Source organism: Nocardia lijiangensis NBRC 108240 (genome assembly GCF_001613045.1).
In the GTDB taxonomy this organism is placed as follows: domain Bacteria; phylum Actinomycetota; class Actinomycetes; order Mycobacteriales; family Mycobacteriaceae; genus Nocardia; species Nocardia lijiangensis.
In genome coordinates this window covers 37,293-57,970 of record NZ_BDBP01000070.1, presented here as the reverse complement: position 1 = coordinate 57,970, position 20,678 = coordinate 37,293, and the positions used below count along the sequence as shown (strand labels likewise).

The 20,678-nt window shown below is 70.4% G+C and carries 25 protein-coding genes; 14 read left to right on the top strand and 11 right to left on the bottom strand.

Annotation, left to right across the window (positions count from 1 at the left end):
• The 3 genes from NL1_RS24760 to NL1_RS24750 form a co-directional block, all read right to left on the bottom strand.
• A partial coding sequence (locus tag NL1_RS24760; RefSeq protein WP_156095025.1) for an amidohydrolase family protein occupies window positions 1-559 on the bottom strand: 559 nt, incomplete at its 3' end.
• 55 nt (window positions 560-614) lie between these two features.
• Window positions 615-1,097, bottom strand: coding sequence for an FxsA family protein (locus NL1_RS24755; RefSeq protein WP_067843933.1), 483 nt, complete (start codon window positions 1,095-1,097; stop codon window positions 615-617).
• Between the two features lie 83 nt (window positions 1,098-1,180).
• Window positions 1,181-1,840 (bottom strand): response regulator, encoded by a 660-nt coding sequence (locus tag NL1_RS24750; protein WP_067791887.1) that lies wholly within the window; start codon window positions 1,838-1,840, stop codon window positions 1,181-1,183.
• A gap of 282 nt (window positions 1,841-2,122) precedes the next feature.
• Between NL1_RS24750 and NL1_RS24745 the strand changes: the two genes are divergently transcribed.
• Window positions 2,123-2,824, top strand: coding sequence for a DUF4132 domain-containing protein (locus NL1_RS24745; RefSeq protein ID WP_067843931.1), 702 nt, complete (start codon window positions 2,123-2,125; stop codon window positions 2,822-2,824).
• 17 nt (window positions 2,825-2,841) lie between these two features.
• Here the strand turns inward: NL1_RS24745 and NL1_RS24740 are convergent, their stop codons facing one another.
• A complete protein-coding gene (locus NL1_RS24740; protein WP_067843928.1) occupies window positions 2,842-4,011 on the bottom strand; it encodes a sensor histidine kinase in 1,170 nt (389 codons plus the stop codon).
• A 204-nt stretch (window positions 4,012-4,215) separates the two neighbouring features.
• On the opposite strand from NL1_RS24740, the gene NL1_RS24735 reads away from it, so the two are divergent.
• Complete coding sequence (locus NL1_RS24735; RefSeq protein WP_067843925.1) at window positions 4,216-4,983, top strand: TSUP family transporter; 768 nt, start codon at window positions 4,216-4,218, stop codon at window positions 4,981-4,983.
• 9 nt (window positions 4,984-4,992) lie between these two features.
• On the opposite strand, the gene NL1_RS24730 is transcribed toward NL1_RS24735, so the two are convergent.
• A complete protein-coding gene (locus NL1_RS24730) occupies window positions 4,993-5,649 on the bottom strand; it encodes a TetR/AcrR family transcriptional regulator (protein WP_245673506.1) in 657 nt (218 codons plus the stop codon).
• Between the two features lie 210 nt (window positions 5,650-5,859).
• On the opposite strand from NL1_RS24730, the gene NL1_RS24725 reads away from it, so the two are divergent.
• Together NL1_RS24725 and NL1_RS24720 are read left to right on the top strand one after the other, a co-directional pair.
• On the top strand, window positions 5,860-7,404 hold the full coding sequence (locus tag NL1_RS24725) for a TldD/PmbA family protein (RefSeq protein ID WP_169813606.1): 1,545 nt from the start codon (window positions 5,860-5,862) through the stop codon (window positions 7,402-7,404).
• 89 nt (window positions 7,405-7,493) lie between these two features.
• Entirely contained in the window at window positions 7,494-8,810 is a 1,317-nt protein-coding gene (locus NL1_RS24720; RefSeq protein WP_084510926.1) for a metallopeptidase TldD-related protein, read from the top strand.
• 100 nt (window positions 8,811-8,910) lie between these two features.
• Here the strand turns inward: NL1_RS24720 and NL1_RS24715 are convergent, their stop codons facing one another.
• The 3 genes from NL1_RS24715 to NL1_RS24705 all read right to left on the bottom strand — a co-directional run bounded on the left by NL1_RS24715 (window position 8,911) and on the right by NL1_RS24705 (window position 10,618).
• Window positions 8,911-9,408, bottom strand: a complete 498-nt coding sequence (locus NL1_RS24715; RefSeq protein ID WP_067843924.1) for a DUF4333 domain-containing protein — start codon at window positions 9,406-9,408, stop codon at window positions 8,911-8,913.
• Window positions 9,409-9,630: 222 nt separating this feature from the next.
• Entirely contained in the window at window positions 9,631-10,017 is a 387-nt protein-coding gene (locus NL1_RS24710) for a PPOX class F420-dependent oxidoreductase (protein WP_067843955.1), read from the bottom strand.
• Between the two features lie 52 nt (window positions 10,018-10,069).
• Window positions 10,070-10,618, bottom strand: coding sequence for a PadR family transcriptional regulator (locus NL1_RS24705; RefSeq protein WP_067843922.1), 549 nt, complete (start codon window positions 10,616-10,618; stop codon window positions 10,070-10,072).
• Window positions 10,619-10,736: 118 nt separating this feature from the next.
• Here NL1_RS24705 and NL1_RS24700 point away from each other — a divergent pair, with 118 nt between their 5' ends.
• Window positions 10,737-11,453: a DUF8817 family protein gene (locus tag NL1_RS24700; RefSeq protein ID WP_067843919.1), complete on the top strand. Its 717-nt coding sequence runs from the start codon at window positions 10,737-10,739 to the stop codon at window positions 11,451-11,453.
• A gap of 16 nt (window positions 11,454-11,469) precedes the next feature.
• Here the strand turns inward: NL1_RS24700 and map are convergent, their stop codons facing one another.
• Window positions 11,470-12,237, bottom strand: a complete 768-nt coding sequence (gene map, locus NL1_RS24695) for a type I methionyl aminopeptidase (RefSeq protein ID WP_067843952.1) — start codon at window positions 12,235-12,237, stop codon at window positions 11,470-11,472.
• A gap of 206 nt (window positions 12,238-12,443) precedes the next feature.
• Window positions 12,444-12,590 carry a hypothetical protein gene (locus tag NL1_RS37825; protein WP_156095024.1) on the bottom strand — a complete coding sequence of 49 codons (147 nt, stop codon included), beginning with the start codon at window positions 12,588-12,590 and terminating at the stop codon, window positions 12,444-12,446.
• Between the two features lie 439 nt (window positions 12,591-13,029).
• On the opposite strand from NL1_RS37825, the gene NL1_RS24690 reads away from it, so the two are divergent.
• From NL1_RS24690 to NL1_RS24655, 8 genes are all read left to right on the top strand, one after another.
• Window positions 13,030-14,805, top strand: a complete 1,776-nt coding sequence (locus NL1_RS24690; protein WP_245673509.1) for a hypothetical protein — start codon at window positions 13,030-13,032, stop codon at window positions 14,803-14,805.
• Complete coding sequence (locus NL1_RS24685; RefSeq protein WP_067843916.1) at window positions 14,802-14,993, top strand: hypothetical protein; 192 nt, start codon at window positions 14,802-14,804, stop codon at window positions 14,991-14,993. Before NL1_RS24690 ends, NL1_RS24685 begins: the two co-directional genes overlap by 4 nt.
• Window positions 14,990-15,373, top strand: a complete 384-nt coding sequence (locus tag NL1_RS24680) for a hypothetical protein (RefSeq protein WP_067843913.1) — start codon at window positions 14,990-14,992, stop codon at window positions 15,371-15,373. Before NL1_RS24685 ends, NL1_RS24680 begins: the two co-directional genes overlap by 4 nt.
• Window positions 15,370-16,707: a hypothetical protein gene (locus NL1_RS24675; RefSeq protein ID WP_067843910.1), complete on the top strand. Its 1,338-nt coding sequence runs from the start codon at window positions 15,370-15,372 to the stop codon at window positions 16,705-16,707. Before NL1_RS24680 ends, NL1_RS24675 begins: the two co-directional genes overlap by 4 nt.
• 58 nt (window positions 16,708-16,765) lie before the next feature.
• Window positions 16,766-17,029 carry a helix-turn-helix domain-containing protein gene (locus NL1_RS24670; RefSeq protein ID WP_067843907.1) on the top strand — a complete coding sequence of 88 codons (264 nt, stop codon included), beginning with the start codon at window positions 16,766-16,768 and terminating at the stop codon, window positions 17,027-17,029.
• 66 nt (window positions 17,030-17,095) lie between these two features.
• A complete protein-coding gene (locus tag NL1_RS24665; RefSeq protein ID WP_067843905.1) occupies window positions 17,096-17,494 on the top strand; it encodes a TOBE domain-containing protein in 399 nt (132 codons plus the stop codon).
• Between the two features lie 112 nt (window positions 17,495-17,606).
• Window positions 17,607-18,365, top strand: coding sequence for a molybdate ABC transporter permease subunit (gene modB / locus NL1_RS24660; protein WP_373862591.1), 759 nt, complete (start codon window positions 17,607-17,609; stop codon window positions 18,363-18,365).
• A complete protein-coding gene (locus NL1_RS24655; protein WP_067843903.1) occupies window positions 18,362-19,411 on the top strand; it encodes an ABC transporter ATP-binding protein in 1,050 nt (349 codons plus the stop codon). The genes modB and NL1_RS24655 overlap by 4 nt, the downstream gene beginning before the upstream one ends.
• Before the next feature lie 25 nt (window positions 19,412-19,436).
• On the opposite strand, the gene NL1_RS24650 is transcribed toward NL1_RS24655, so the two are convergent.
• A complete protein-coding gene (locus tag NL1_RS24650; RefSeq protein WP_067843901.1) occupies window positions 19,437-19,838 on the bottom strand; it encodes a Dabb family protein in 402 nt (133 codons plus the stop codon).
• 107 nt (window positions 19,839-19,945) lie between these two features.
• Between NL1_RS24650 and NL1_RS24645 the strand changes: the two genes are divergently transcribed.
• The gene (locus NL1_RS24645) at window positions 19,946-20,590 is read left to right on the top strand and encodes a TetR/AcrR family transcriptional regulator (RefSeq protein ID WP_067843899.1); all 645 of its coding nucleotides are present in this window, start codon (window positions 19,946-19,948) and stop codon (window positions 20,588-20,590) included.
• Window positions 20,591-20,678: the final 88 nt, after the last annotated feature.

Sequence of the window (20,678 nt, the reverse complement as noted above, 5' to 3'; positions counted from 1 at the left end):
GGTCCAGACCGCCCAGCACCGCAGCCCGCGCCAGATGGTGTGCCGCGCCGCGCAGGGGCTCGCCCCTGGTGAACCCGGCCGTCGAGGTCACCTCGGGCACGGCGTTCAGCAGCGCCGAGGACACCGCGGCCGAATGGGCGTCCACCCGGGCCAGATACACCTGGCGGCCGGGGCCCGCGGCGGCGTCGATCTCCTCGACCGTCGGCGGGCGGCCCTCCGGCCAGCGGGTCTCGTCCCAGCCGTCGCCGAGGATCGCGCCGTCCGGCCGGGCGGCGGCGTAGTCGCGCACCGCCGAAAGGCAGTCGGCGAGCGATCGGGCGCCCGAAAGATCGAGTCCGGTGAGTTTCAGGCCGAGCGCCGTCACGTGCACGTGCGGCTCTACGAACGCGGGCGCGACGAACGCGCCGTCCAAGTCGATGATCTCGGCGTCCGGGTGCAGCGCACGACCCGGACGTTCGGCGCCGAGCCACACCACCATGCCGTCGCTGACCGCCATCGCGGTCGCGTCCGGTGAACTAGAGCTGTAGAAACGACCGCCGATCAGCAACTGGGTACCCACGGGTCACCAGTCTGCCGTATGCCGGATTCGGTCGGTCACCGTGGACGGCGCACCCTCAGGCCGGGCCGACCGCCCGGCGGGCGTTGCCTTGGCCGTCGTCGTACCACTGCTGCACGACGACGCCGTCGATCACCTCGTCGCCGTCGATGACGACGCCGCGGTAGGGCGCGCTGCGCAGCAGGCGGCCGAAGCGGCGCGCGGCCAGCGCGGTGACGACCGGACGCACCAGCATCCTGGTCGGCGGCAACAGCAGCAGCAACCCGAGCAGCGAGGTCACCAGTCCGGGCACGAACATCAGGAATCCGCCCGTCGCGACCAGCGCGCCGTCGGCGACGGCGGTGCCGGGCGCGATCTCGCCGCGACCGGCGCGGCGGAACTGTTCGAACACCCGCCGCCCCTGGGAGCCGATCAGCAGCATGCCCGCCGCGGAGCCGGCGATGAGCAGCAAGATGGTGGGCATGACGCCGATCAGCTGACCGACGGCGAACAGCGCGGCGATCTCGACGACCACGTAGAGCACGAACAGCAGGGCGGGCATGGCGTTCCTTCCGGACGATCTACCCCTACCAACGCGCGCGAGCGGTGTTTTTCTCCCGGGCCCGGCTGATAGCTCGCTGAGATTCAGCCGCCGGGCCGCACCAGCCCGGTCTCGTAGGCGAGCACCACGGCCTGTACCCGGTCGCGCAGGCCGAGTTTGGTGAGCACCCGGCCGACGTGCGTCTTCACGGTGGCCTCGGAGAGGTAGAGCTGTTCGGCGATCTCGGCGTTGGAGCGGCCCGCGGCGATCTGCTCGAGCACCTCGCGTTCGCGCGCGGTGAGCACGTCGAGCACCGAGGGGTCACGCATGCCGGCGGGATCGTCGGCGATGAGCCGGTCGAGCAGTCGCTTGGTGACCTTCGGCGAGACCACCGCGTCGCCCGCGGCCACGCTGCGGATGGCCGAGACCAGATCCTCCGGCGGCGTGTCCTTGAGCAGGAAGCCGCTGGCGCCGGCGCGCAGCGCGCCGAGTGCGTGTTCGTCGAGGTCGAAGGTGGTCATCACCAGGACACGGCAGCCGTCGCCCGCTTCCACGATGCGGCCGGTGGCGGTCACGCCGTCCACCACGGGCATGCGGACGTCCATCAGCACCACGTCGGGACGCAGTTCCTTGGCCTTGCCGACCGCCGCCGCGCCGTTCTCGGCCTCCCCGATCACCTCGATGTCGGGATGCGCGCCGAGCACCATCTTCAGCCCCATGCGCATCAATTCTTGGTCGTCTACTACGAGAACGGTGATCGGCACGGCTCCAATCTAGGCCCTGTGTCGAAGTCCGGCCGGATGCATCCGTGGCTCAGATCGTCGCCTGGCAAGGCGGAGGAGGAGCCGATACCGGGGTTGTATCGGTGACGACGACAACGCGGCCAGGCGGCGATCTGGGCCGCGGAGGCGCCGGATGGGACTTCGACACAGGGCCTAACGGTGCCCGGCCACGATTCGGTTACCCCTTGCGCGCGTCTCGCGGAGTTGTCGCCGCGCGCCGATAGGCTCTGGCGTTCCCTGTTAATCGACTCTCGTGGTGGAGAGATGTGCGAACAGATTCGGCTTCTGGAGATCGCGATGATCCAGCAGCGCACCTGGACCGGCGGCCAACATCGGACCTCCGTCCTGGACCATCCGTTCCTGCGCCATCCGGCGCGACGGCTGGTCTGGCTCGGCTTCGACGAACGGGCCAACCCGGAGGTTTCCTTCCGTATCGCGGTGGACGGCACCGCGACAGACCGCGACGGGCGAACTATCGGCGTCGACTCGGCCCGCATCGCGGTGGCCCACCCGCTCCAGCTCGCGGGCGAGCTGCCGTACTGGGTCAGCCACTTCACCGATCACGAACTACGCCAACCCTTCCCGCAACTGGCCAGGGAGGTCCACGCGCTGACCGAGCGGGAACGGATGGCGACCTCGCTGGAACGTTTCGCGCACCGCATGGTGCCCACCTCCGCGCTGCTGCGGTTGGAGGGCTTCGGCTGGCGTCGCGGCGCGCCGGTCGACGGGGTGCACGATCACCTGTACCGCCAGGTCGACGGCGACCTGCAGGTGCTGCTGCACCTGGACGACGGCATCGCCGTCGAGGATTCCGAACCGGAGGGCGAGCAGGTCATCGAGGCGGTCGAGCTGAGTTCCCGGCCCGCGTCACCGTGGTGGCGCCGGTGCGGTGACACCGCCTTCGGCGCATTGAACCCGATCACCGCCAGCGAGGTGCTGCGCGAGCTGGCGGCGGTTTTCGAGTGAGCGAGCGTCGGTGGCGCCTAGTAGTCCGCGCGCTCCTGATCGAGCGGGATGGTCGCGCGCACCCGCCAGGCGCCGTCGGCGGCGCGGCCCACGTCCAGCGCCCCGCCGAGCACCGCGATGCGTTCCCGCATGCCGACCAACCCGAGGCCGCTGCCCTTGATCGGGTTGTCGTGCATCGGGACGCCGCCGGAGTCGGTGACCTCGACGAGGACGTCGCTGTCGCGCCGGTGCACCCGAACCCACGCCTTGGGGTGGGCGCCCGCGTGGCGCAAGGTGTTCGTGAGCGACTCCTGCACGATCCGGTGTACGCCGAGACTCACCTCGGGCGCGATGTCATCGATGTCGCCGGTCAGCTCGAGCTCGACGGCGAGACCGGTGCCGCGCATCATCTCGACCACCCTGGCGATGCCTGCCGTGCCGTGCTGCGGCAGCTGATCGGGCGCGTGTTCGGTGCGCAGCAGCGCGACCGTGCGGCGTAGCTCGCGTAGCGCCTCGCGGCCGGTGCTCGCGATGGTGGTGACGGCCTGTTCGGCGATGTCCGGATCGTGGCGCAGCGCGTACTTCGCGCCGTCTGCCTGCACGATGATGACGCTCACCGCGTGCGCGACGACATCGTGCAGTTCGCGCGCGATGCGGGTGCGTTCGAGTGCGACCGCGTCGTGCGTGCGTCGCTCCCGGTCGTAGTCGGCGACCGCGAGACGCGCCGCCACCTCCGCGTCGTAGGCGTGCCGCGCACCGTTGAACTCCGCGAGCGTCCAGCACAGCGCGTAGTACAGCGATATGAATGCGACTGTCGACCACACCGGTTGATCGAGCAGCAGCGTGGACAGCGTGCTGTCGAGGACCAGACCCGCGAGCAGCAGCATGCCCTCGCGCCTGCCGACGTAGGCGACCAGCGTGTACAGCATGATCCCGAGCGCGATCAGCGCCGGGTGCATGGCCTTGTCGTCGAGCACGTAGCTCAGCAGGGTGGTGCAGAGCGCGAGGCCGAGCATGATGGCGGCGGTGGCCCTCGGGTAGATCCGGCGGAAGGCGACCGGGATCGGCAGCAGTCCGCCGACCACCAGGTACACGGCCTTCTGGTCGGTGTCGCCGAGAGCGGTGAGGTCCAGCAAGAGCAACCCGAACGCCAGGATGGAATCCGCTACGAGGGGCTTGCCGCGAAGCCACAGACTGAACCGGCGCACGCCAGCCAGCCTAGGCGTACCTCCGGCCCGCGCCGCGACCGTGCGCGGGCTGTCGACGCACGTCGTCCGGCAGTGCCTCCTTCACTGCAGAACCGGTCATGGGCTGGGCTGTCGACGCACGTCGCCGGTCCGAATCCTCCCGGCTGTCGACGATCAACCGTCCCAGGCAGCGTGAAAACATGGGACGTCTGGTTGTGTTGCACCGTGGATCTTGCAGACTGGGCGGCCCTGGTGGCGGCCGCGACCGCCGCCGGATGGGTCGACGCGGTGGTCGGCGGCGGCGGCCTGATCATCCTGCCGACGTTGTTCCTCGTGGCGCCGGGCATCGCGCCGCAGACCGCGCTGGGCACCAACAAGCTGGCCGCGGTCGCGGGCACCACCGCCTCGGTGCTGACCTTCGCCAGGAAGGTGCCGATGCAGTGGCGGGTGCTGTTGCCCGCGGCGGGCATCGCCGCCGTGGCCGCGGCGGTGGGCGCGGCCGCGGTCTCGCTGATCGACCGCGACCTGTTCATCCCGATCGTCATGGTGGTCCTGGTGACGGTCGCGATCGTCGTGACTCTGCGCCCGTCGATCGGCGTCACCGTGGCGACGCATCCGCCGACCCGCCGCAAGGTGGTGCTGGTCGTGGCGCTGTCCGCCGGGCTGATCGGGCTCTACGACGGCTTGCTCGGGCCGGGCACCGGCACCTTCCTGATCATCACCTTCGCCACGCTGCTCGGCACCGAGTTCGTGCGGGCCGCGGCCATGGCGAAGGTGATCAACTGCGGGTCCAATCTCGGCGCGCTGATCTTCTTCGGCCTGACCGGGCACATACTGTTCGCGCTCGGCGTGACGATGGCGGTCGCCAATATCGCCGGCGCGATCGCGGGCTCGCGGATGGCGCTGAGCCGAGGCGCCGAATTCGTCCGCGTCGTGCTGCTCGTGGTCGTGGTGGCGATGGTGATCCGCCTCGGCTGGCAGCAGTTCGGCTGAGCCGCGCGCTCAGCCCACCGGTTCGGCGTGGGCCGGGCAGGTGGCGGTGAGCCACGGCCGCAAGACGCGGGAGGTGGTCTCGTGGATTTCGCGGTGCAGCCGTTCGCCGTCGTCGGGACCCGAGTGCGGTCGCTGGAAGAGCACAGTGAGCGCGCCGGACACCGCACCGACGACCGCGCCGACCAACGCTGCGGCGCCGACCTCGTCGAGTTCGTCGGGGAACGCGGCGTGCAGCTGCCTGCCGATCTCGCGCTGCGCCACCAGCTGCGCGTGCGCGGCGCGGCCGCTCACCGCGGGCACGGTCCGCGAGACCTGGGCGCGAACCGCGGCGATGCGGGCGCCGAGATCATCGATGAGATGTTCGCCCGGATTGTCGCCCGCGGCCCGCAGCGCGCGCAGCAGCACCTCGACCGGAGGCTCGCCGACGCGGCGGCTCGCGATGGCGGCCACCGCCATCCGCACCCGCTCGTCGGGCTCGGGGAAGAGCAGTTCTTCCTTGCTGGCGAAGTAATTGAAGAAGGTGCGCGTGCCCACCTCCGCCGCGGCGGCGATGTCGGCCACCGTGGTGTCGTCGTAGCCTCTGGTCTCGAAGAGCTCGACGGCGGCCTCGAGCAGAGCGCGGCGGGTACGTTCACGTTTACGGTCACGGAGGGCGGATGGCGGCACGCGGGCACAGTACGGCATTTCGCAGCGCCGATGCGGTAACCCGCGTCTCGCGCGCGCCGTTCGCGCCGGTGCGATCGCACACGTGCGAGCGGCCCTCGGCAGATGTCGTCTTGCGCCGCTGGGCATTTCGTGCGGGTGTGGCCACCGCGCCGAGGCAGGCGGCGGGTCGGCCCGCTGCCGGGTCCGCGGGCACCCGGTAGCGTAGCCGGGGTGAGCATCGCGACTTCCGAGGATGCGTCGGGCTCGGTGATCGACGCCGAATTCCTCTCCCTGCCACTGTCCGCGCTGGCCGACGCCGCGCTCGCGGCGGCCACCGCCGCGGGGGCCGAACACGCCGATCTGCGCGTGCACCGCTTGGTCTCCCAGTCCATCCGGCTGCGCGACGGCCGCGTCGAGGCGATCAGCAACGCCACCGATCTCGGGTTCGCCGTCCGCGTGATCGTCGACGGCACCTGGGGTTTCGCCTCGCACGCCGCGCTCGCGCCGGACACCGCCGCGGAGGTGGCGCGCCGGGCGGTCACCGTCGCCAAGGCGCTGCGCGACCTGAACCGGGAGCGCGTCGAACTGGCCGACGAGCCCCGATACACGGACGCGCGCTGGGTCTCTGCCTACGACATCGACCCGTTCACCGTGCCGACCGCCGAGAAGGTTGCACTGCTGCAAGACTATTCGGGCAGGCTCGCCGCCGCCGACGGCGTCGATCACGTGACCGCCTCGGTGTTGCAGGTCAAGGAGCAGACCTTCTACGCCGACACCGCGGGCTCATCGATCGCTCAGCAGCGGGTCCGGCTGCACCCGCAGTTCGAGGCCACCACCGTCGACTCGGCCGCGGGCGTCTTCGAGACCATGCGCACCCTGGCCGCCCCCGCCGGACGCGGCTGGGAGTACGCCACCGGCGCCGACGGAATCTGGGACTGGGATGACGAACTCGCGCGGATCCCCGGCTGGCTCGCCGAGAAGGTGAAGGCGCCCAGCGTCACCGCGGGCCCGACCGATCTGGTCATCGATCCCAGCAACCTGTGGCTGACCATCCACGAATCCATCGGTCACGCCACCGAATACGATCGCGCCATCGGCTACGAATCCGCCTATGCGGGCACCTCCTTCGCCACCCCGGACAAGCTCGGCACGCTGCGCTACGGCACCCCGATCATGCAGGTCACCGGCGACCGCACCGAGCGTCACGGCCTGGCCACCGTCGGATACGACGACGAGGGCGTGGCCGGGCAGCGCTGGGATCTGGTGCGCGACGGCGTGCTCGTCGGCTACCAGCTGGACCGGGCGTTCGCCCCGCGCCTCGGGCTGACGCGCTCCAACGGCTGCTCCTACGCCGATTCCGCGCACCACGTGCCGATCCAGCGGATGGCCAACGTCTCGCTGCAACCCGACCCGGTCCGCGACACCAGCACCGAGGAACTGATCTCGCGGGTCGAGGACGGCCTGTACATCGTCGGCGACAAATCGTGGTCGATCGACATGCAGCGCTACAACTTCCAGTTCACCGGGCAGCGTTTCTTCCGCATCCGCAACGGCGCCCTCGACGGTCAGGTGCGCGACGTCGCCTACCAGGCCACCACCACCGATTTCTGGGGCGCGATGGAGGCCGTCGGCGGTCCGTCGACGTGGCGGCTGGGCGGCGCGTTCAACTGCGGGAAGGCCCAGCCGGGTCAGGTGGCGGCGGTGAGCCACGGCTGCCCATCGATCCTGGTGCGCGGCATCAACGTTCTCAACACCAGGACGGAGGCCGGTCAGTGAGCGAGTCGAGCATCGGCACGGCGCGCGGCGTCGCGCCCGCGGGCGAGGTCGTCGAAAAGGCGCTGGCGCTCTCCCGCGCCGACGAGGTGATGGTGATCGTCACCGACGCGCACGAGGCCTCGCTGCGCTGGGCGGGCAATTCGATGACCACCAACGGCTCGTCGGTGTCGCGGGACTGGGCGGTGGTGTCGATCTTCCGCGACGGACCGCATGCGGCCCGGGTCGGCAGCGTCAGCTCGACGAGCGTCGAGCTCGCCGAGATCGAGGCGGTCGTGCGGGCCAGCGAGGAGGCGGCGCGCACCGCCGAACCCGCGAAAGACGCCATGCCGCTGCTGGAATCGGACGCCGCCGCCGAGGACTGGGCCGCGGCCCCCGGCAGCACGGGCATCGAGGTCTTCGCCGATCTGGCCCGCGACCTGTCGGCCGGTTTCGACGGCGCCGACCTGCTCTACGGCTTCGCCCATCACCAGATGCACACCACCTGGCTCGGCACCTCCACCGGCATCCGCCGCCGCTTCGTGCAACCGACCGGTTCGGTGGAGATCAACGGCAAACGCGGCGCGGGCGCGGAGCTGGCCAGCGCCTGGGTCGGCGTCGGCACCGCCGATTTCACCGATGTCGACACCCAGGGCCTGCTCGCCGAGCTGAGCCGCCGCCTGGATTGGTCGGGGCAGCGCGTCGAACTGCCCGCGGGACGTTACGAGACGCTGTTGCCGCCCTCGGCGGTCGCCGACTTGATGATCTACATGGCGTGGTCGATGGAGGGCCGAGGCGCACAGGAGGGGCACAACGCCTTCGCTCGCGCGGGCGGCACTCGAATCGGCGAGCGGCTCACCGACATTCCGCTCACGCTGTACTCCGATCCGAGCGCGGCGGGGTTGGAGTATCGCCCGTTCGTCGCGACGCCCGCGTCGTCGGAGTCGCTGTCGGTCTTCGACAACGGCCTGCCCGCCACGCGGGTGGACTGGCTGCGCGAGGGGGTGGTCGAATCGCTGGTCTATCCGCGCGCCACGGCCGCGGAGTTCAACGCTCCCGCCACGGTGCCCGGCGAGAACCTGTTGCTCGCAGGCGGTTCCGGGGCGAGCCTGGACGAGATGATCGCACGCACCGAGCGCGGCCTGCTGCTCACCACGCTCTGGTACATCCGCTTGGTCGATCCGGCCAGTCTGCTGCTGACCGGTCTCACCAGGGACGGCGTGTACCTGGTGGAGAACGGCGAAGTCAGCGCGGCGGTGAACAACTTCCGTTTCAACGAGAGCCCGATCGATCTGCTGCGCAGGGCCACCGAGGCGGGCGCGACCCAGGCCACGTTGCCGCGCGAGTGGAAGGACTGGTTCACCCGGACTGCCATGCCGCCGTTGCGGATTCCCGACTTCCACATGTCCTCGGTCAGCCAGGCCACCTGACACACGACCCACCCGGCACACGACCCACCGCACCTACGACACAGGGCCGCTCCGCGCTCGGAGCGGCCCTGTGCGGGTGGGATCGTTGTGGCGACCGGCCTCAGTGCGGGCGGCCGACCTCGTAGGTGCCGTCGCTGTCGGTGATGGTGACCGCCACGGACTTCTGTGTGCTGCCGACCTTCACGAGGCAGTCGAAGGTCGCGCCGACGATGACGGCCTGGCCCGCGGGGCAGCGGACGTCGCGGACGTCGTCCACGCCGTAGGAGTCGACGAGTACCAGCTGCACGCCGCGTTGTAGGTCCACCTGGTCGAGCTGCTGGGCAGGTGGGTCGACGGCGCGAACCGGCGCGGCGGGGGCCGAGGTCTGCGCCAGCGGCGCCGAGGCGGCCGGTGTCCGCGCGGGGCTGTCGGCCACCGTGCTCTCCCGGAGGTTGACCACCACGAGACCGGCGATCACGCCGGCGATCGCGATGACGACGGCGCCGACCAGAGCGGCGACGAACACGGAAATCCAACCGCCGTCGGTGGTTTCGGCTTCCGGGTGGTCGGCGACCGGATAGGGCTGCGAGGCCCGCGGCGGCCGAGTCGGTGCTGTCATGAACGATCCCTCCCCCCGGGGCAGGGTCGAGACATCGTGTCCGCCTGGGGACTACCCCGGTATGCCCGACGAACAATAGCCGAGCCGTGATCGCCGCGTCCGCCGGTCCCCCCGGAATCCCCGTGTCCGCCTTGCCTATTCCGGACTTACCGGGCATTCAGCCGAATCCGCTAACCTCGCTTCCGCGCCGAGTGTGCCCGGGCCGGAGACGGGCGGCGCCGGTCAGGCGTCGGGGGTGAACTCGATGCCGATCGTGCCCGCCTTGCCCCTGCGCAGAGTGCTGCCGAGGATGAGCAGCGGTCCCAGCAGCCAGTACTTCTTGCGCAGCAACTTGCGTACGCCTTCGGTACCGTCGGCGTCCAGCACACGCCCCGTGCCCGCGACGACGGCCCCGCGCACCCGCTTACCTCTGGCGTCGCACGCCTGCACGGTGCAGGCGGGATTCCGGCGCAGCCGCTTGACCTTCCAGCTGTCGGTCTCCGTCCAGATGTACAGCTTGCCGCCGTCGGCGACCGCCCACACCGGCGTTCCGACAGGCGTGCCGTCCTTGCGGTAGGTCGTCAGCTGCACGTAGTCGGCGGAGCCTGCGTCCCCGAGCGAGTTCGTCATGATCACAGCGTATCCGCGGGCGCGGCGGGGGTGCGAGAGCAGCGCGAGTAGATCACTCCGGCATGCGGTAGTCGCCCGCCTCCAGGCGGGCGAGCAGTCCGTCGGTCCACCGGGTCAGGTTGTCGAACACGCCGCTCCACAGCTCGAGCAGATCGGGCATGTGCGGCGCCTCGTAGCGGCCGGGGAAGGTCGGGATCATGGCCAGCAGGTCGTCGCGGACCGCGGCCGCGTTGCGCCGCTGCTCCCCCAGTTTGGCGATGACGTGCGCGCGCGGCAGCGCATCCATGAAAGCGATCGCGGCGCCGAGTTCTTCCATGTCGATGCTCACCAGCGCGGCGTCCATGAGCCTGCGGAACTCGGCCTCACCGGCCTCGGTGAGTTCGAACAGCGTCCGGCCGGGACCCTGGTCGCTGTCCTCGGTGCCGAGCGCCCGCAGCTTCCCTTCCTGCGCCAGCTGTTTGAGCGCGTGGTAGATCGAGCCCGGCTTGACGTTCGTCCAGGTTTCGGCCCGCCACGACAGCAGCTCGCGCCGCACGGCATAACCGTGGGCCGGTTGCCTGCTGCGGATCACCCCGAGGACGAGCAGACGCACGGCCGCCACGCACGGTTCCTTTCTCCCTGCCGCAATGAACGACCCATGCTACTCAAATTTGACTTCCGCGAGCGAACGCACCTAGCGTTGCGGTAATCAAATTTGACTAGTGTCGGAGGAACGACTCATGGACGACTTCCCGGTCCCGGTGCTCTGGACCGCGTCACCGGCCACCACCCTCGACTTCTACCGGGCCCTCGGCTACACGGTGACCCACGAACAGACCCGCCCCTACGTCTATCTCGCGCTGGAATTCCATGGCTGCCCTGTGCATTTCAACTCGCCCCAGGGCTTCGAGCCGCCGCCGGAGCAGGTCGGGTGCCTGGTGATGGTCGACGACGTGGCCGCGCGCCACCGCGAGTTCACCGCCGCGTTGCGCGCCGCCTTCGGCAAGGTGCCTGCCAAGGGCCGTCCGCGCATCACTCGTTTCCGCCCCGGACAGAGCCGCTTCACTCTCGTCGACCTCGACGGCAATACCCTGCTGTTCATCCAGCGCAACGAACCCGCGAAGCTCGAGTACGGCGGCTCGAGCGACCTGGAGGATCTCGCGAGAGTCCTCGACAACGCGCGAATCCTGCGCGATTTCAAGAACGACGACAGGGCGGCAGCGCGCGTGCTCGAAGTGGGCCTCGGCCGCTTCGCCGCCACCGCCGCACCGGTGGAGCGCGCGCGGGCGCTGGCCATGCTCGCCGAGATCGCCGTCGCCGCGGAGGACCCGGAGCGCGCCGCCCGATACCGGGACGAAGTGCGTGCGCTGGAACTCTCGGCCGAGGATCGCGCGGCGGTGGCCGCCGAGCTCGGCGCGGGCGCCGACCTCGAGCGGTGGTTGGCCGAAACGCACTGAACCGAAACGGATTCCGTCAGGCCGCGCGGGTCAGCACCAGCGGCCCGTCGGCCGTGACGGCGACGGTGTGCTCGGAATGCGCGGTGCGCGAACCGTCGGCGGAGCGGATGGTCCAGCCGTCGGGGTCGGTGTAGATACGGTCGGTGGTGCGGGCGAACCACGGCTCGATGGCGATGGTCAGCCCGGGTCGCAGCGCATAGCCGCGTCCGGGGCGGCCCACGTTCGACACATGCGGGTCCTCGTGCATCGTGCGCCCGATACCGTGCCCGCCGAACTCGGTGTTGACCGGATAGCCGTAGGAGCGGGCCACCGCCTCGATGGCCGCGGAGAGATCGCCGAGGCGATTGCCAGGCACCGCCACCGCGATGGCCGCCGCCAGCGCCTCCTCGGTGGCACGCACCAGCCGCAGGTCCGCTTCCGCCGCCGTCCCGACGATCACCGTGATCGCCGAATCCGCCACCCACCCGTCGACACCGACCGCGAGGTCGATGCTCAGCACGTCACCGTCGCGCAGGACGTAGTCGAACGGAAGGCCGTGCAGCACGGCATCGTTCACGGACAGGCACACCGTGTTCCGGAACGGGCCGCGCCCGAACGACGGCGCGTAGTCCCAATAGCACGAGACCGCACCGCGCTCCCGGATGCGTTCGCGCACATAGGCTTCCAGGTCCAGCAGGTTGACACCGACCCGCGCCCGGGTGCGTAGCTCGGCGAGCACGTCCGCGACGAACTCCCCGGCCACTCGCATTCGAGCGATCTCCGCGGGCGACTTCAACTCCACCATTCCGACCTCCACTGCACCGGTTCCACTACCGGACCGAACCCGACCGCCGGGGCGCGCCGAAGCGCCATCGACCGGTATTTTTATACCAGCGTAGCGCCAACGGTATTTAAATACCAACCGGGCGCGAGAGCCCACCGCACCCGGCGATCCCCGGGCGCGGCCGAACTCGGGAGACGCATACGCGCCGGATCACCCGGCGGGCGGCCCTACTCTGCGTCGTCCTCGCCTTGCTCCATGGCGCGCAAGGCCTCCGCCAGCTCGGCGCGCAACCGTTCGGACGCCTGGCGATCATTGCAATCCTCGGCCGTGGTGATGTCCTGACGAAGCTGGGCGATCGTGTCGCGGGTAACCATGGATCTTTCCTCTCACCCTCGCGGCGTTGTCGTTCCACTCGGGGTGTGTCCGGTTTCCCGGCGCGGAAACCCGTCGTCACGGGCGCGAGATTCCGCGCCGCGACCGGGCATTCGGCCTATGAGCGGCATCACATCAGACTGGTGAACAGTCGTACTCCGAAGACGGACGGACGACGTCGCACGCGCCACCCCTCGCGACGCATGCGACGCCCGTTCCAGCATCGACGGAATGCGGTCCGAACTGCCCACCATTGGCGCAGCTCAGCAAGCACACCACACGGTCTCTATTATGTGCTACCGTTCGTAACATCAAGAGGCGACGAGTGTAAACTCAGTGCGGTTGGAGGTTCTCGTGTCCGGCACGATCCACGAAGCGATAGGACGGCTCGCCGCGCCCGGCACCGAGGGCGGCGGCGCGGCGTTGGATCAGGTGGCGATCATGACCGGCTCCGCGGGCCTGATCGCGTTGGCGCTGCTGTGGGTCGGGTATCTGCACCGGACGCGGCGCATCACCTGGCTCGGCGCCGCGGCCGACCGCATCGGCGCCGTCTTCAACCGGCCCGGCTGGGTGGCTTTGCCCATCGTGATGTTCCTGGCCACCATCCTCACCGCACTGCTCGGCTTCATCTGGGACGTCAGCCTGCACGTGGGCAACGGCCGCGACGAAGGGCCGCTGGCCAACCCGGCGCACTACTTCATCCTGGCCGGCCTGTTCTTCCTGTTCACGGCCGGAATGCTGGCGATCGTGCTGCCCTTGGACGAGAAGCCGGGCGCGGCGGCGGTGCGGATCACGCGCACCTGGTACGCACCCGTCGGCGGCGTCCTCATCGCGGGCGCGGGCCTCTACGCGCTCATCGGGTTTCCGCTCGACGACATCTGGCACCGGATGTTCGGCCAGGACGTCACGCTGTGGGGACCCACGCACCTCATGCTGATCGGCGGCGCGGGCCTGTCCCTGGTCGGGGTGCTGCTGCTGGAATTCGAGGGCGGCCGTAACCGGCCGGATCCGGACCGCGCGGACGGCCGTCTGATCTGGATGCTGCGCGCGTTCGCGTTCGGCGGCCTGATCATCGGCCTCTCGGTGTTCCAGGTGGAGTTCGATTTCGGTGTCGAGCAGTTCCGGCTGGTCCTGCAGCCGATGCTGATCGTCGCGGCGGCGACGATCACGTTGGTCGCCGCCCGTGCGACGCTCGGCGCGTTCAGCACCTTCGTGGTGGTCGGCTTCGCCGCGGTGGTGCGCGGCGTGGTGGCCTTCCTGGTCGGCGGGCCGATCATCGACGCGCCGCGCAACGTGTTCCCGCTCTACCTCGGCGCCGCCGTGGTCGTGGAGCTGGTCGCCCTGCTCCCGTTGGCGCGCAAGCCGCTGTGGTGGGGCGCGGTGGCGGGCTTCGCGGTGGCCACCGTCGGCGTCTGGCTCGAATCCCTGTGGGTCGAGGCCGTATTCGTCGATCCGTGGCCCGCGGCGATGTGGCCGGAACTGCTGGCGATGAGCGTGCCCACCGGTATCGCGGGCGGCGTCGTCGGCGCACTGCTCGGCACGGTGCTGCGCGGCGAGCCGCTGCCGCGCCCGCCGGTGCGCCGCGCCATCATGGTCGCCGCGGTGTTGATCGTCGCCGCCGCCACGACCAACGGCCTGCTCATCCGTGTCCCGGACCAGGCGAGCGCCACGGTCACGCTGCGCGACGCCGAGCCCGTCGACGGCGGCCGCATGGTGACCGCCGACGTGCGGCTCGATCCGGCGGATCTGGTCGGCTCCGATCCCGAATGGGTGCAGATCCTGGCCTGGCAGGGCGGTGCCGGGTCGGACAGCCCCGGCCGGGGCCTGGTCATCGACCAGCTGCGGCGCGTCGGCGACGGACACTACGTCTCGACCGAACCTGTTCCGGCGCACGGCACCTGGAAGACCGTGCTGCGTGTGCAGGACGGCCGCATGCTGACCGCGCTGCCGATCTTCATGCCCTACGACGCCGGCATCGGCGCCGCGGAGGTGGCCGCGCCGCCGGAGTTCACCCGCCCGTTCGTCGCCGAGATCACGGTGCTTCAGCGGGAGCGTTCCTTCGACCACCCGGCCTGGCTGTTCGGCGCGGCCTCGCTGGTCGTGCTGGTGTGCAGCCTGATCCTGATCGGCGCCCTGTCCTGGGGCGCCGCGCGGATCAACGACCGTTATGCGACCGCCGCCAGGACCGCACCGACCGCACCGGTGACGGCGGGATGACCGCGCCCGCCGACGGTGTGGACCTGCTGGCGGACCATTCCATCCTGCTGGCGATACCCGCCTTCCTTCCCGCGTTCGCGGTGGTGGGCATCATCGTGCTCATCGCGGTGCGCGACCGCCGCGCCGAGCGGCGGGAGGGCGAGCAGAGCGCGACGACCCCGGCGAGCAGCGACGAGGAGACCCGATGACCCGCACGTGGCGCTACGCGGCACTTGCCCTCACGGTGGCGGCGGCCGCGCTGGGCTGCGCCGCGGAGGAGACCCCCGACGCGGGGCAGCCGGGCGCGAGTTCGCTCGCCGACGCCGTCGTCGTCGAGTTCCGCATCGCGAACGGGTCGGTGAGCCCGGTGAACGCGCGCAAGGAGGCCGAGGTCGGACAGCCGATCGACTTGGTGGTCGACAGCGACGCCGCAGACGAGCTGCACGTGCACGCCACGCCGGAGTACACCTTCGCGGTCCGCCCCGCGGCCGGTCAGCGTTTCCGTTTCACGGTGGAGGTGCCGGGCCGGGTCGAGGTCGAGCTGCATCACGCCGGCAAGATCGTCGCCACGGTGGTCGTCCGCCCGTGACCGAGGTCAGCGCGCACGGGATCTCCGGTGCGACCGATCTGCCGATTCCGTTGTCCTATGCGCTGATCGGCGCCGCCTGGGCTCTCACGTTCTCCTTCGCCGTGCTGGCCGTCACGTGGCGCGAACCGCGACTCGATCCGGATTCGCCGGGCGCGGCACTGCCCGGGTTCGCGCGCGCCGTGGTCGATTCCGCCGCGGTACGGACGGTGCTGGGCGGACTCGGGCTGCTCGGCGCGATCGCCCTCCTCGCGGTCGGGTTCTTCGGTACGTCCGAGCCTGCGCGCAATCCGGTGCCGGGGATCGTCTACATCTTCCTGTGGGTCGGGGTGATGGTGGCCTCGCTGGTGCTGGGGCCCGTGTGGAAGGTCCTCTCCCCCGCGCGCGCTCTGCACCGCGTGGTCTGCCGGATGACGGGGCGAGCGCCGGAGCGCGGACTGCTGTGCTATCCGGCATCGTGGGGCAACCGTCCCGCGGCGCTGGGTCTGTTCTCCTTCGTGTGGCTGGAATTGGCGTTCCCCGAACCGGGTTCGGTGCTCGCCGTGACGATCTGGTTTCTCGGCTACCTGATCGTCGCCATGGCGGGCCTGGTGGTGTTCGGCACGGCATGGGGCGAACGCGGCGATCCGCTGGAGGTGTACAGCAGTCTGCTGGCGCGGCTGAGTCCCTTCGCCCGCCGCGACACCGGTGTCCCGGTGGTGCGGTGGCCGCTGAACAATCTCGCGGGCACACCCGCACTCGCCGGATCGGTCGCGGTGGCGGCGACGCTGCTGGGATCCACGGCCTTCGACAGCTTTTCGATGTTCGCCGGATGGCGCGACTTCCTCGATCGCGTGGGCGGCGATTCCACCCTGCTGACCACGCTGGTGCGCACGGCGGGGTTGCTCGGGTTCATCGCCGTGGTCGGCGGCGTCTTCGGGTTGTCCGCGCGCGCAACCGGCGGCCTCACGAAGCCGGAGCGGGCGCTGCTGCCGAGACGGCTCGCGCACAGCCTCACCCCGATCGTGGCGGGCTATCTGGTCGCGCACTATCTCAGCTTCCTCGTCGAAAAGGGACAGGCCACGCTGATCCTGTGCGCCGACCCGTTCCAGCGCGGGTGGAACCCGCTCGGGCTGGCCGACCTCGATGTGCACTACGTGCTGTCCACCCATCCCGCCGTGCTGGCAGGTATGAAGGTGCTCGCCGTTCTCACCGGGCACATCCTCGGCGTCGCCGCCGCACACGATCGGTGCTTGCGGCTGCTGCCGCCCGCGCACCGGCTGACCGGCCAGCTCGCGCTGATGCTGACCATGGTCGGCTTCACCTTCACGGGCCTGTACCTGCTGTTCGAGGCATGACCGTCCCGGACAGGTCAGGCCATTGCGGTATTTAAATACCGCCTCTACTCTGGTGCGCATGGTTCGTCTGCCGCTGACACCCGCCCAGATCGAGGCGGGTCGCCGCTTGGGCACTCGGCTGCGCGCGGCGCGTGGCACGCGCGATCTCACCGAGGTCGCCACCGCCGCGGGGATCTCGCCGGAGACGCTGCGCAAGATCGAGACGGGGCGGCTGCCGTCGCCGGCGTTCGGGACGGTCGTGGCGCTGAGCCAGGCACTGGACCTTCCGCTGCAGGAACTCGCCGACACCTGGCGCTCGGCCGGGCTGGCCGAAACCGCCTGAGCCGCTAGCCGGGTTCGCGGCCGTCCTGGTTTCCCTTTCCGTGCCTGCGACAATAAGCTCCCGTTCGTGACGAATCTGCGGATCAGCGAGGCGGCCGCCCTCATGGGCGTCAGCGATGACACCGTGCGTCGGTGGATCGATCAGGGCCGGCTGCCCGCGATCCAGCTCGACAATGGTCGCAAAGGCATCGACGGCCGCGAGCTCGCGCAGTTCCTGCGCGCCAACGCGGAGGCTCCCGAACCGGGCGTGACGGTGGCGGCGTCGGCGCGCAACCGCATGCGCGGCATCGTGACACGCATCGTCAAGGACACGGTGATGGCCCAGGTCGAGATGCAGGCCGGGCCGTTCCGGCTGGTGTCGCTGTTGAGCCGGGAATCGGTCGACGAACTCGGCCTCGAGGTCGGCAGCGTGGCCGTCGCATCGGTGAAGTCCACCCACGTCGTGGTCGAGATACCGGAAAGCTGACGAGGATGCGGGTGACACGCGGCGACGCGGTGTTCGCGCGGGCGGGGTCCGGCACGCCGTGATCGGATCCGCGCGACGGCGGGCGGTCCGAGGGCGACGTCCGCTCATCCTGGTGCTGCCTGCCGTCTGCGGGCTGCTGTTCCTTCTCGTCCCGCTGGCCGGTCTGCTGCTGCGGGCGCCGTGGGCGACCATGCCGGAGCGCTTGTTCAGCCCCGAAGTGGGTGAGGCGCTGCGGCTTTCGCTGTTCTGCGCGAGTCTGGCGACGGTCGTCTGCCTGATACTCGGTATTCCGCTCGCGTGGCTGCTCGCGCGCGGCGAGGTGCCGGGGCACGGGCTGATCCGCGCACTCGTCACCGTGCCGCTGGTGCTGCCGCCCGTGGTGGGCGGCGTCGCCCTGCTACTGGCGCTCGGTCGGCGCGGATTGGTCGGCCGGTACCTGTACGACTGGTTCGGCGTCTCGCTGCCGTTCACGACGGCGGGCGTGGTGGTGGCCGAGGCCTTCGTGGCGATGCCCTTCCTGGTCATCTCCGTGGAGGGCGCGCTGCGCGCCGCGGATCCGCGGTTCGAGGAGGCCGCCGCCACCCTCGGCGCGTCCCGCTGGTACACCTTCCGGCGCGTCACCCTGCCCTCCGTGCTGCCCGGCGTCGTCGCGGGCGCGGTGCTGTGCTGGGCCCGCGCGCTCGGCGAATTCGGGGCGACGATCACGTTCGCGGGCAATTTTCCCGGCAAGACCACCACCATGCCGCTGGCGGTGTACCTCGCGCTGGAGACCGATCCGGACGCCGCGATCGTGCTGAGCCTGGTGCTGCTGGTGGTCTCCGTCGCGGTGCTCGTCGCACTGCGGGAGCGCTGGATTCGAGGTGCGCTGTGACGCTGGACGCCGAAATACGCGTCACCCGGGGCGCATTCACCCTCGATCTCGCGCTCGTCGCGGAACCGGGCGAGGTAGTGGCGCTGCTCGGGCCGAACGGCGCGGGCAAGACCACCGCGCTGCGGGCGCTGGCGGGTCTGCTCGCGGTGACCGACGGGCACCTGCGCCTCGGCGAGCACACCTGGGACACACCGCCGTCGGTGTTCGTGCCCGCCGAACACCGCGAGGTGGGCGTGGTCTTCCAGGACTACCTGCTCTTCGCGCACCTCTCCGCACTGGACAACGTCGCCTTCGGCCTGCGCGCCCGCGGCCACCGTCGCGCCGCGGCCCGCCTGCGCGCCGCCGAATGGCTCGATCGCGTCGGGCTCGCCGAGCACGCGCACCGCAAACCTCGCGCACTGTCGGGCGGCCAAGCTCAGCGCGTCGCGCTGGCCCGCGCGCTGGTCACCGACCCGCGGCTGCTGCTACTCGACGAGCCGCTCGCCGCGCTCGATGCGAGCACCCGGCTCCAGGTGCGCTCCGATCTGGCCCACCATCTCCGCGACTACCCCGGCCACACGGTGCTCGTCACCCACGACCCGCTCGATGCCATGGTGCTCGCCGACCGGCTGATCATCCTCGAGCACGGCCGGGTCGTTCAGCAGGGCCCACCCGCCGAGGTAGCCAGGCAACCTCGCTCCGATTACGTGGCAAACCTGGTGGGCCTCAACCTGTATCGCGGAACCGCCCGCGACGGCGCTGTCGATCTGGACGAGGGCGGCAGCCTCACCGTCGCCGAACCCGTCGACGGCCGCGTCCATGTCGCTTTCCCGCCGAACGCGGTCAGCCTGCACCTGGAACACCCCGAAGGCAGCCCGCGCAACACCTGGCCGGTCACCATCACCGGCATCGAACAGCACGCCCACACCACCCGCGTCCGCCTCGACGGCCGCCCACCCGTGCTCGCCGACATCACCCCGGCCACCGTCGCCGAACTGCGCCTGCAACCCGGCCTGCGCTTGTGGGCGGCGGTCAAGGCGACCGAGGCGCGGACGTATCCGGCCTGAGCCTCGCCGCCCCGTTCGGGTTTCGCTAGGCGACCCGCACGTCCGGGATCGTCTCCATCAGCCGGGCCCAGTCCGGGTACATCGCGAGCTTGCGTTCGTGCAAGGCCATGATCTCGGCTCCGAGATCGGGGTCCATGTCGTCGGAGACGTCCGGGCCGATCGCGAGCTTGGCCAGGTGCGGGATGATGCCGGGATCGCCCGCGAGGTGCACCGGGTCGTGCATGTAGCGCTCCAGCGCCGCCAGGTCGGCGATGCCGACGCAGTAGCCGTGCGTGTATCCCGCCGCAGGATCCCCGAGGTGCTGCCCCACCGCCGAGAACGACACCGATTCCACCGCCGCCGTGCGCCGCATCGCGGCGAGGACATCCGCCTTCTGCTCCTCTGTCGCCTCGTCGCGGAACGCGAAACGCAGCAGGTGAACGATCATGACAACCTCCTGAATTGAACTGGCTGGTTCAATCTAGTGTTCTTCGCAGTAGTTGCACAAGACTTGAACCCGAGGGTTCATGGAAGTGGACGCGATAGGATGCGCCGGTGACTCGCGCCAAAGCCGCGCGCGGACGGATCGACAAGCGCCGCGCCATCCTGGAGGCCGCCTTCACCGTGTTCGCGCGCCGCGGCTACAACCAGGCCTGCGTGCAGGAGATCGCCGACGCGGCCGAGGTCGCCAAGCCCACCGTGTACAACCACCTGAACGACAAGGAAACGCTCTTCCGGCACGCGGTCGAAGCGGCCGCCGACGCGGTCGGCGCGCAATGCCTGGACGCCATCGAGCGCCTGCGCGATCCCGGCGCGGATCTCCCTGCCGCGCTGACGGATTCGGCTCGCCGCCTGCTGCGCGTCTGCGCGAGCGATCATGCCAGGGCGCTCCGGTCACTGACCTACGCGCAGCTCACCACCTTCCCCGACCTGGCCGGCACCGTCCAGGAACGCACCTCACGCCACTTGGCCGACGCCTTGAGCGACCGCCTCGCGCGGCTCATGCTGTCCGGACGCCTTCGCACCACCGATCCCGCCCGCGCCGCCGAGCACTTCCTCGCACTGCTCACCGGCCCCCTGGAAGCCCACTCGCGCCTCGGCACCCGCAAGGTCCCGGTCGCCGAACTCCGCGAGCTCGCCGACAGCGCGGTCGACACCTTCGTCCGCGCCTACGCCACCACGGATACCGCCGGGAGCTAGCGCTTCCCGCCGCGTAGCGTCACGGCAGCATCTCCCAATCGGCATTGCCCGAATTGACCTGAACCTTTGTTCAGGTACCAAGCTGATC

Coding starts and splice junctions, on each gene's coding strand:
- NL1_RS24670 (WP_067843907.1), top strand. CDS start 16,766: ATGGTTCGTCTGCCGCTGACACCCGCCCAGATCGAGGCGGGTCGCCGC.
- NL1_RS24720 (WP_084510926.1), top strand. CDS start 7,494: ATGGTGATCGTCACCGACGCGCACGAGGCCTCGCTGCGCTGGGCGGGC.
- NL1_RS24745 (WP_067843931.1), top strand. CDS start 2,123: ATGTGCGAACAGATTCGGCTTCTGGAGATCGCGATGATCCAGCAGCGC.
- NL1_RS24690 (WP_245673509.1), top strand. CDS start 13,030: ATGACCGGCTCCGCGGGCCTGATCGCGTTGGCGCTGCTGTGGGTCGGG.
- NL1_RS24755 (WP_067843933.1), bottom strand. CDS start 1,097: ATGCCCGCCCTGCTGTTCGTGCTCTACGTGGTCGTCGAGATCGCCGCG.
- NL1_RS24685 (WP_067843916.1), top strand. CDS start 14,802: ATGACCGCGCCCGCCGACGGTGTGGACCTGCTGGCGGACCATTCCATC.
- map (WP_067843952.1), bottom strand. CDS start 12,237: ATGGTGGAGTTGAAGTCGCCCGCGGAGATCGCTCGAATGCGAGTGGCC.
- NL1_RS24710 (WP_067843955.1), bottom strand. CDS start 10,017: ATGACGAACTCGCTCGGGGACGCAGGCTCCGCCGACTACGTGCAGCTG.
- NL1_RS24680 (WP_067843913.1), top strand. CDS start 14,990: ATGACCCGCACGTGGCGCTACGCGGCACTTGCCCTCACGGTGGCGGCG.
- NL1_RS24650 (WP_067843901.1), bottom strand. CDS start 19,838: ATGATCGTTCACCTGCTGCGTTTCGCGTTCCGCGACGAGGCGACAGAG.
- NL1_RS37825 (WP_156095024.1), bottom strand. CDS start 12,590: ATGGTTACCCGCGACACGATCGCCCAGCTTCGTCAGGACATCACCACG.
- NL1_RS24715 (WP_067843924.1), bottom strand. CDS start 9,408: ATGACAGCACCGACTCGGCCGCCGCGGGCCTCGCAGCCCTATCCGGTC.
- NL1_RS24700 (WP_067843919.1), top strand. CDS start 10,737: ATGGACGACTTCCCGGTCCCGGTGCTCTGGACCGCGTCACCGGCCACC.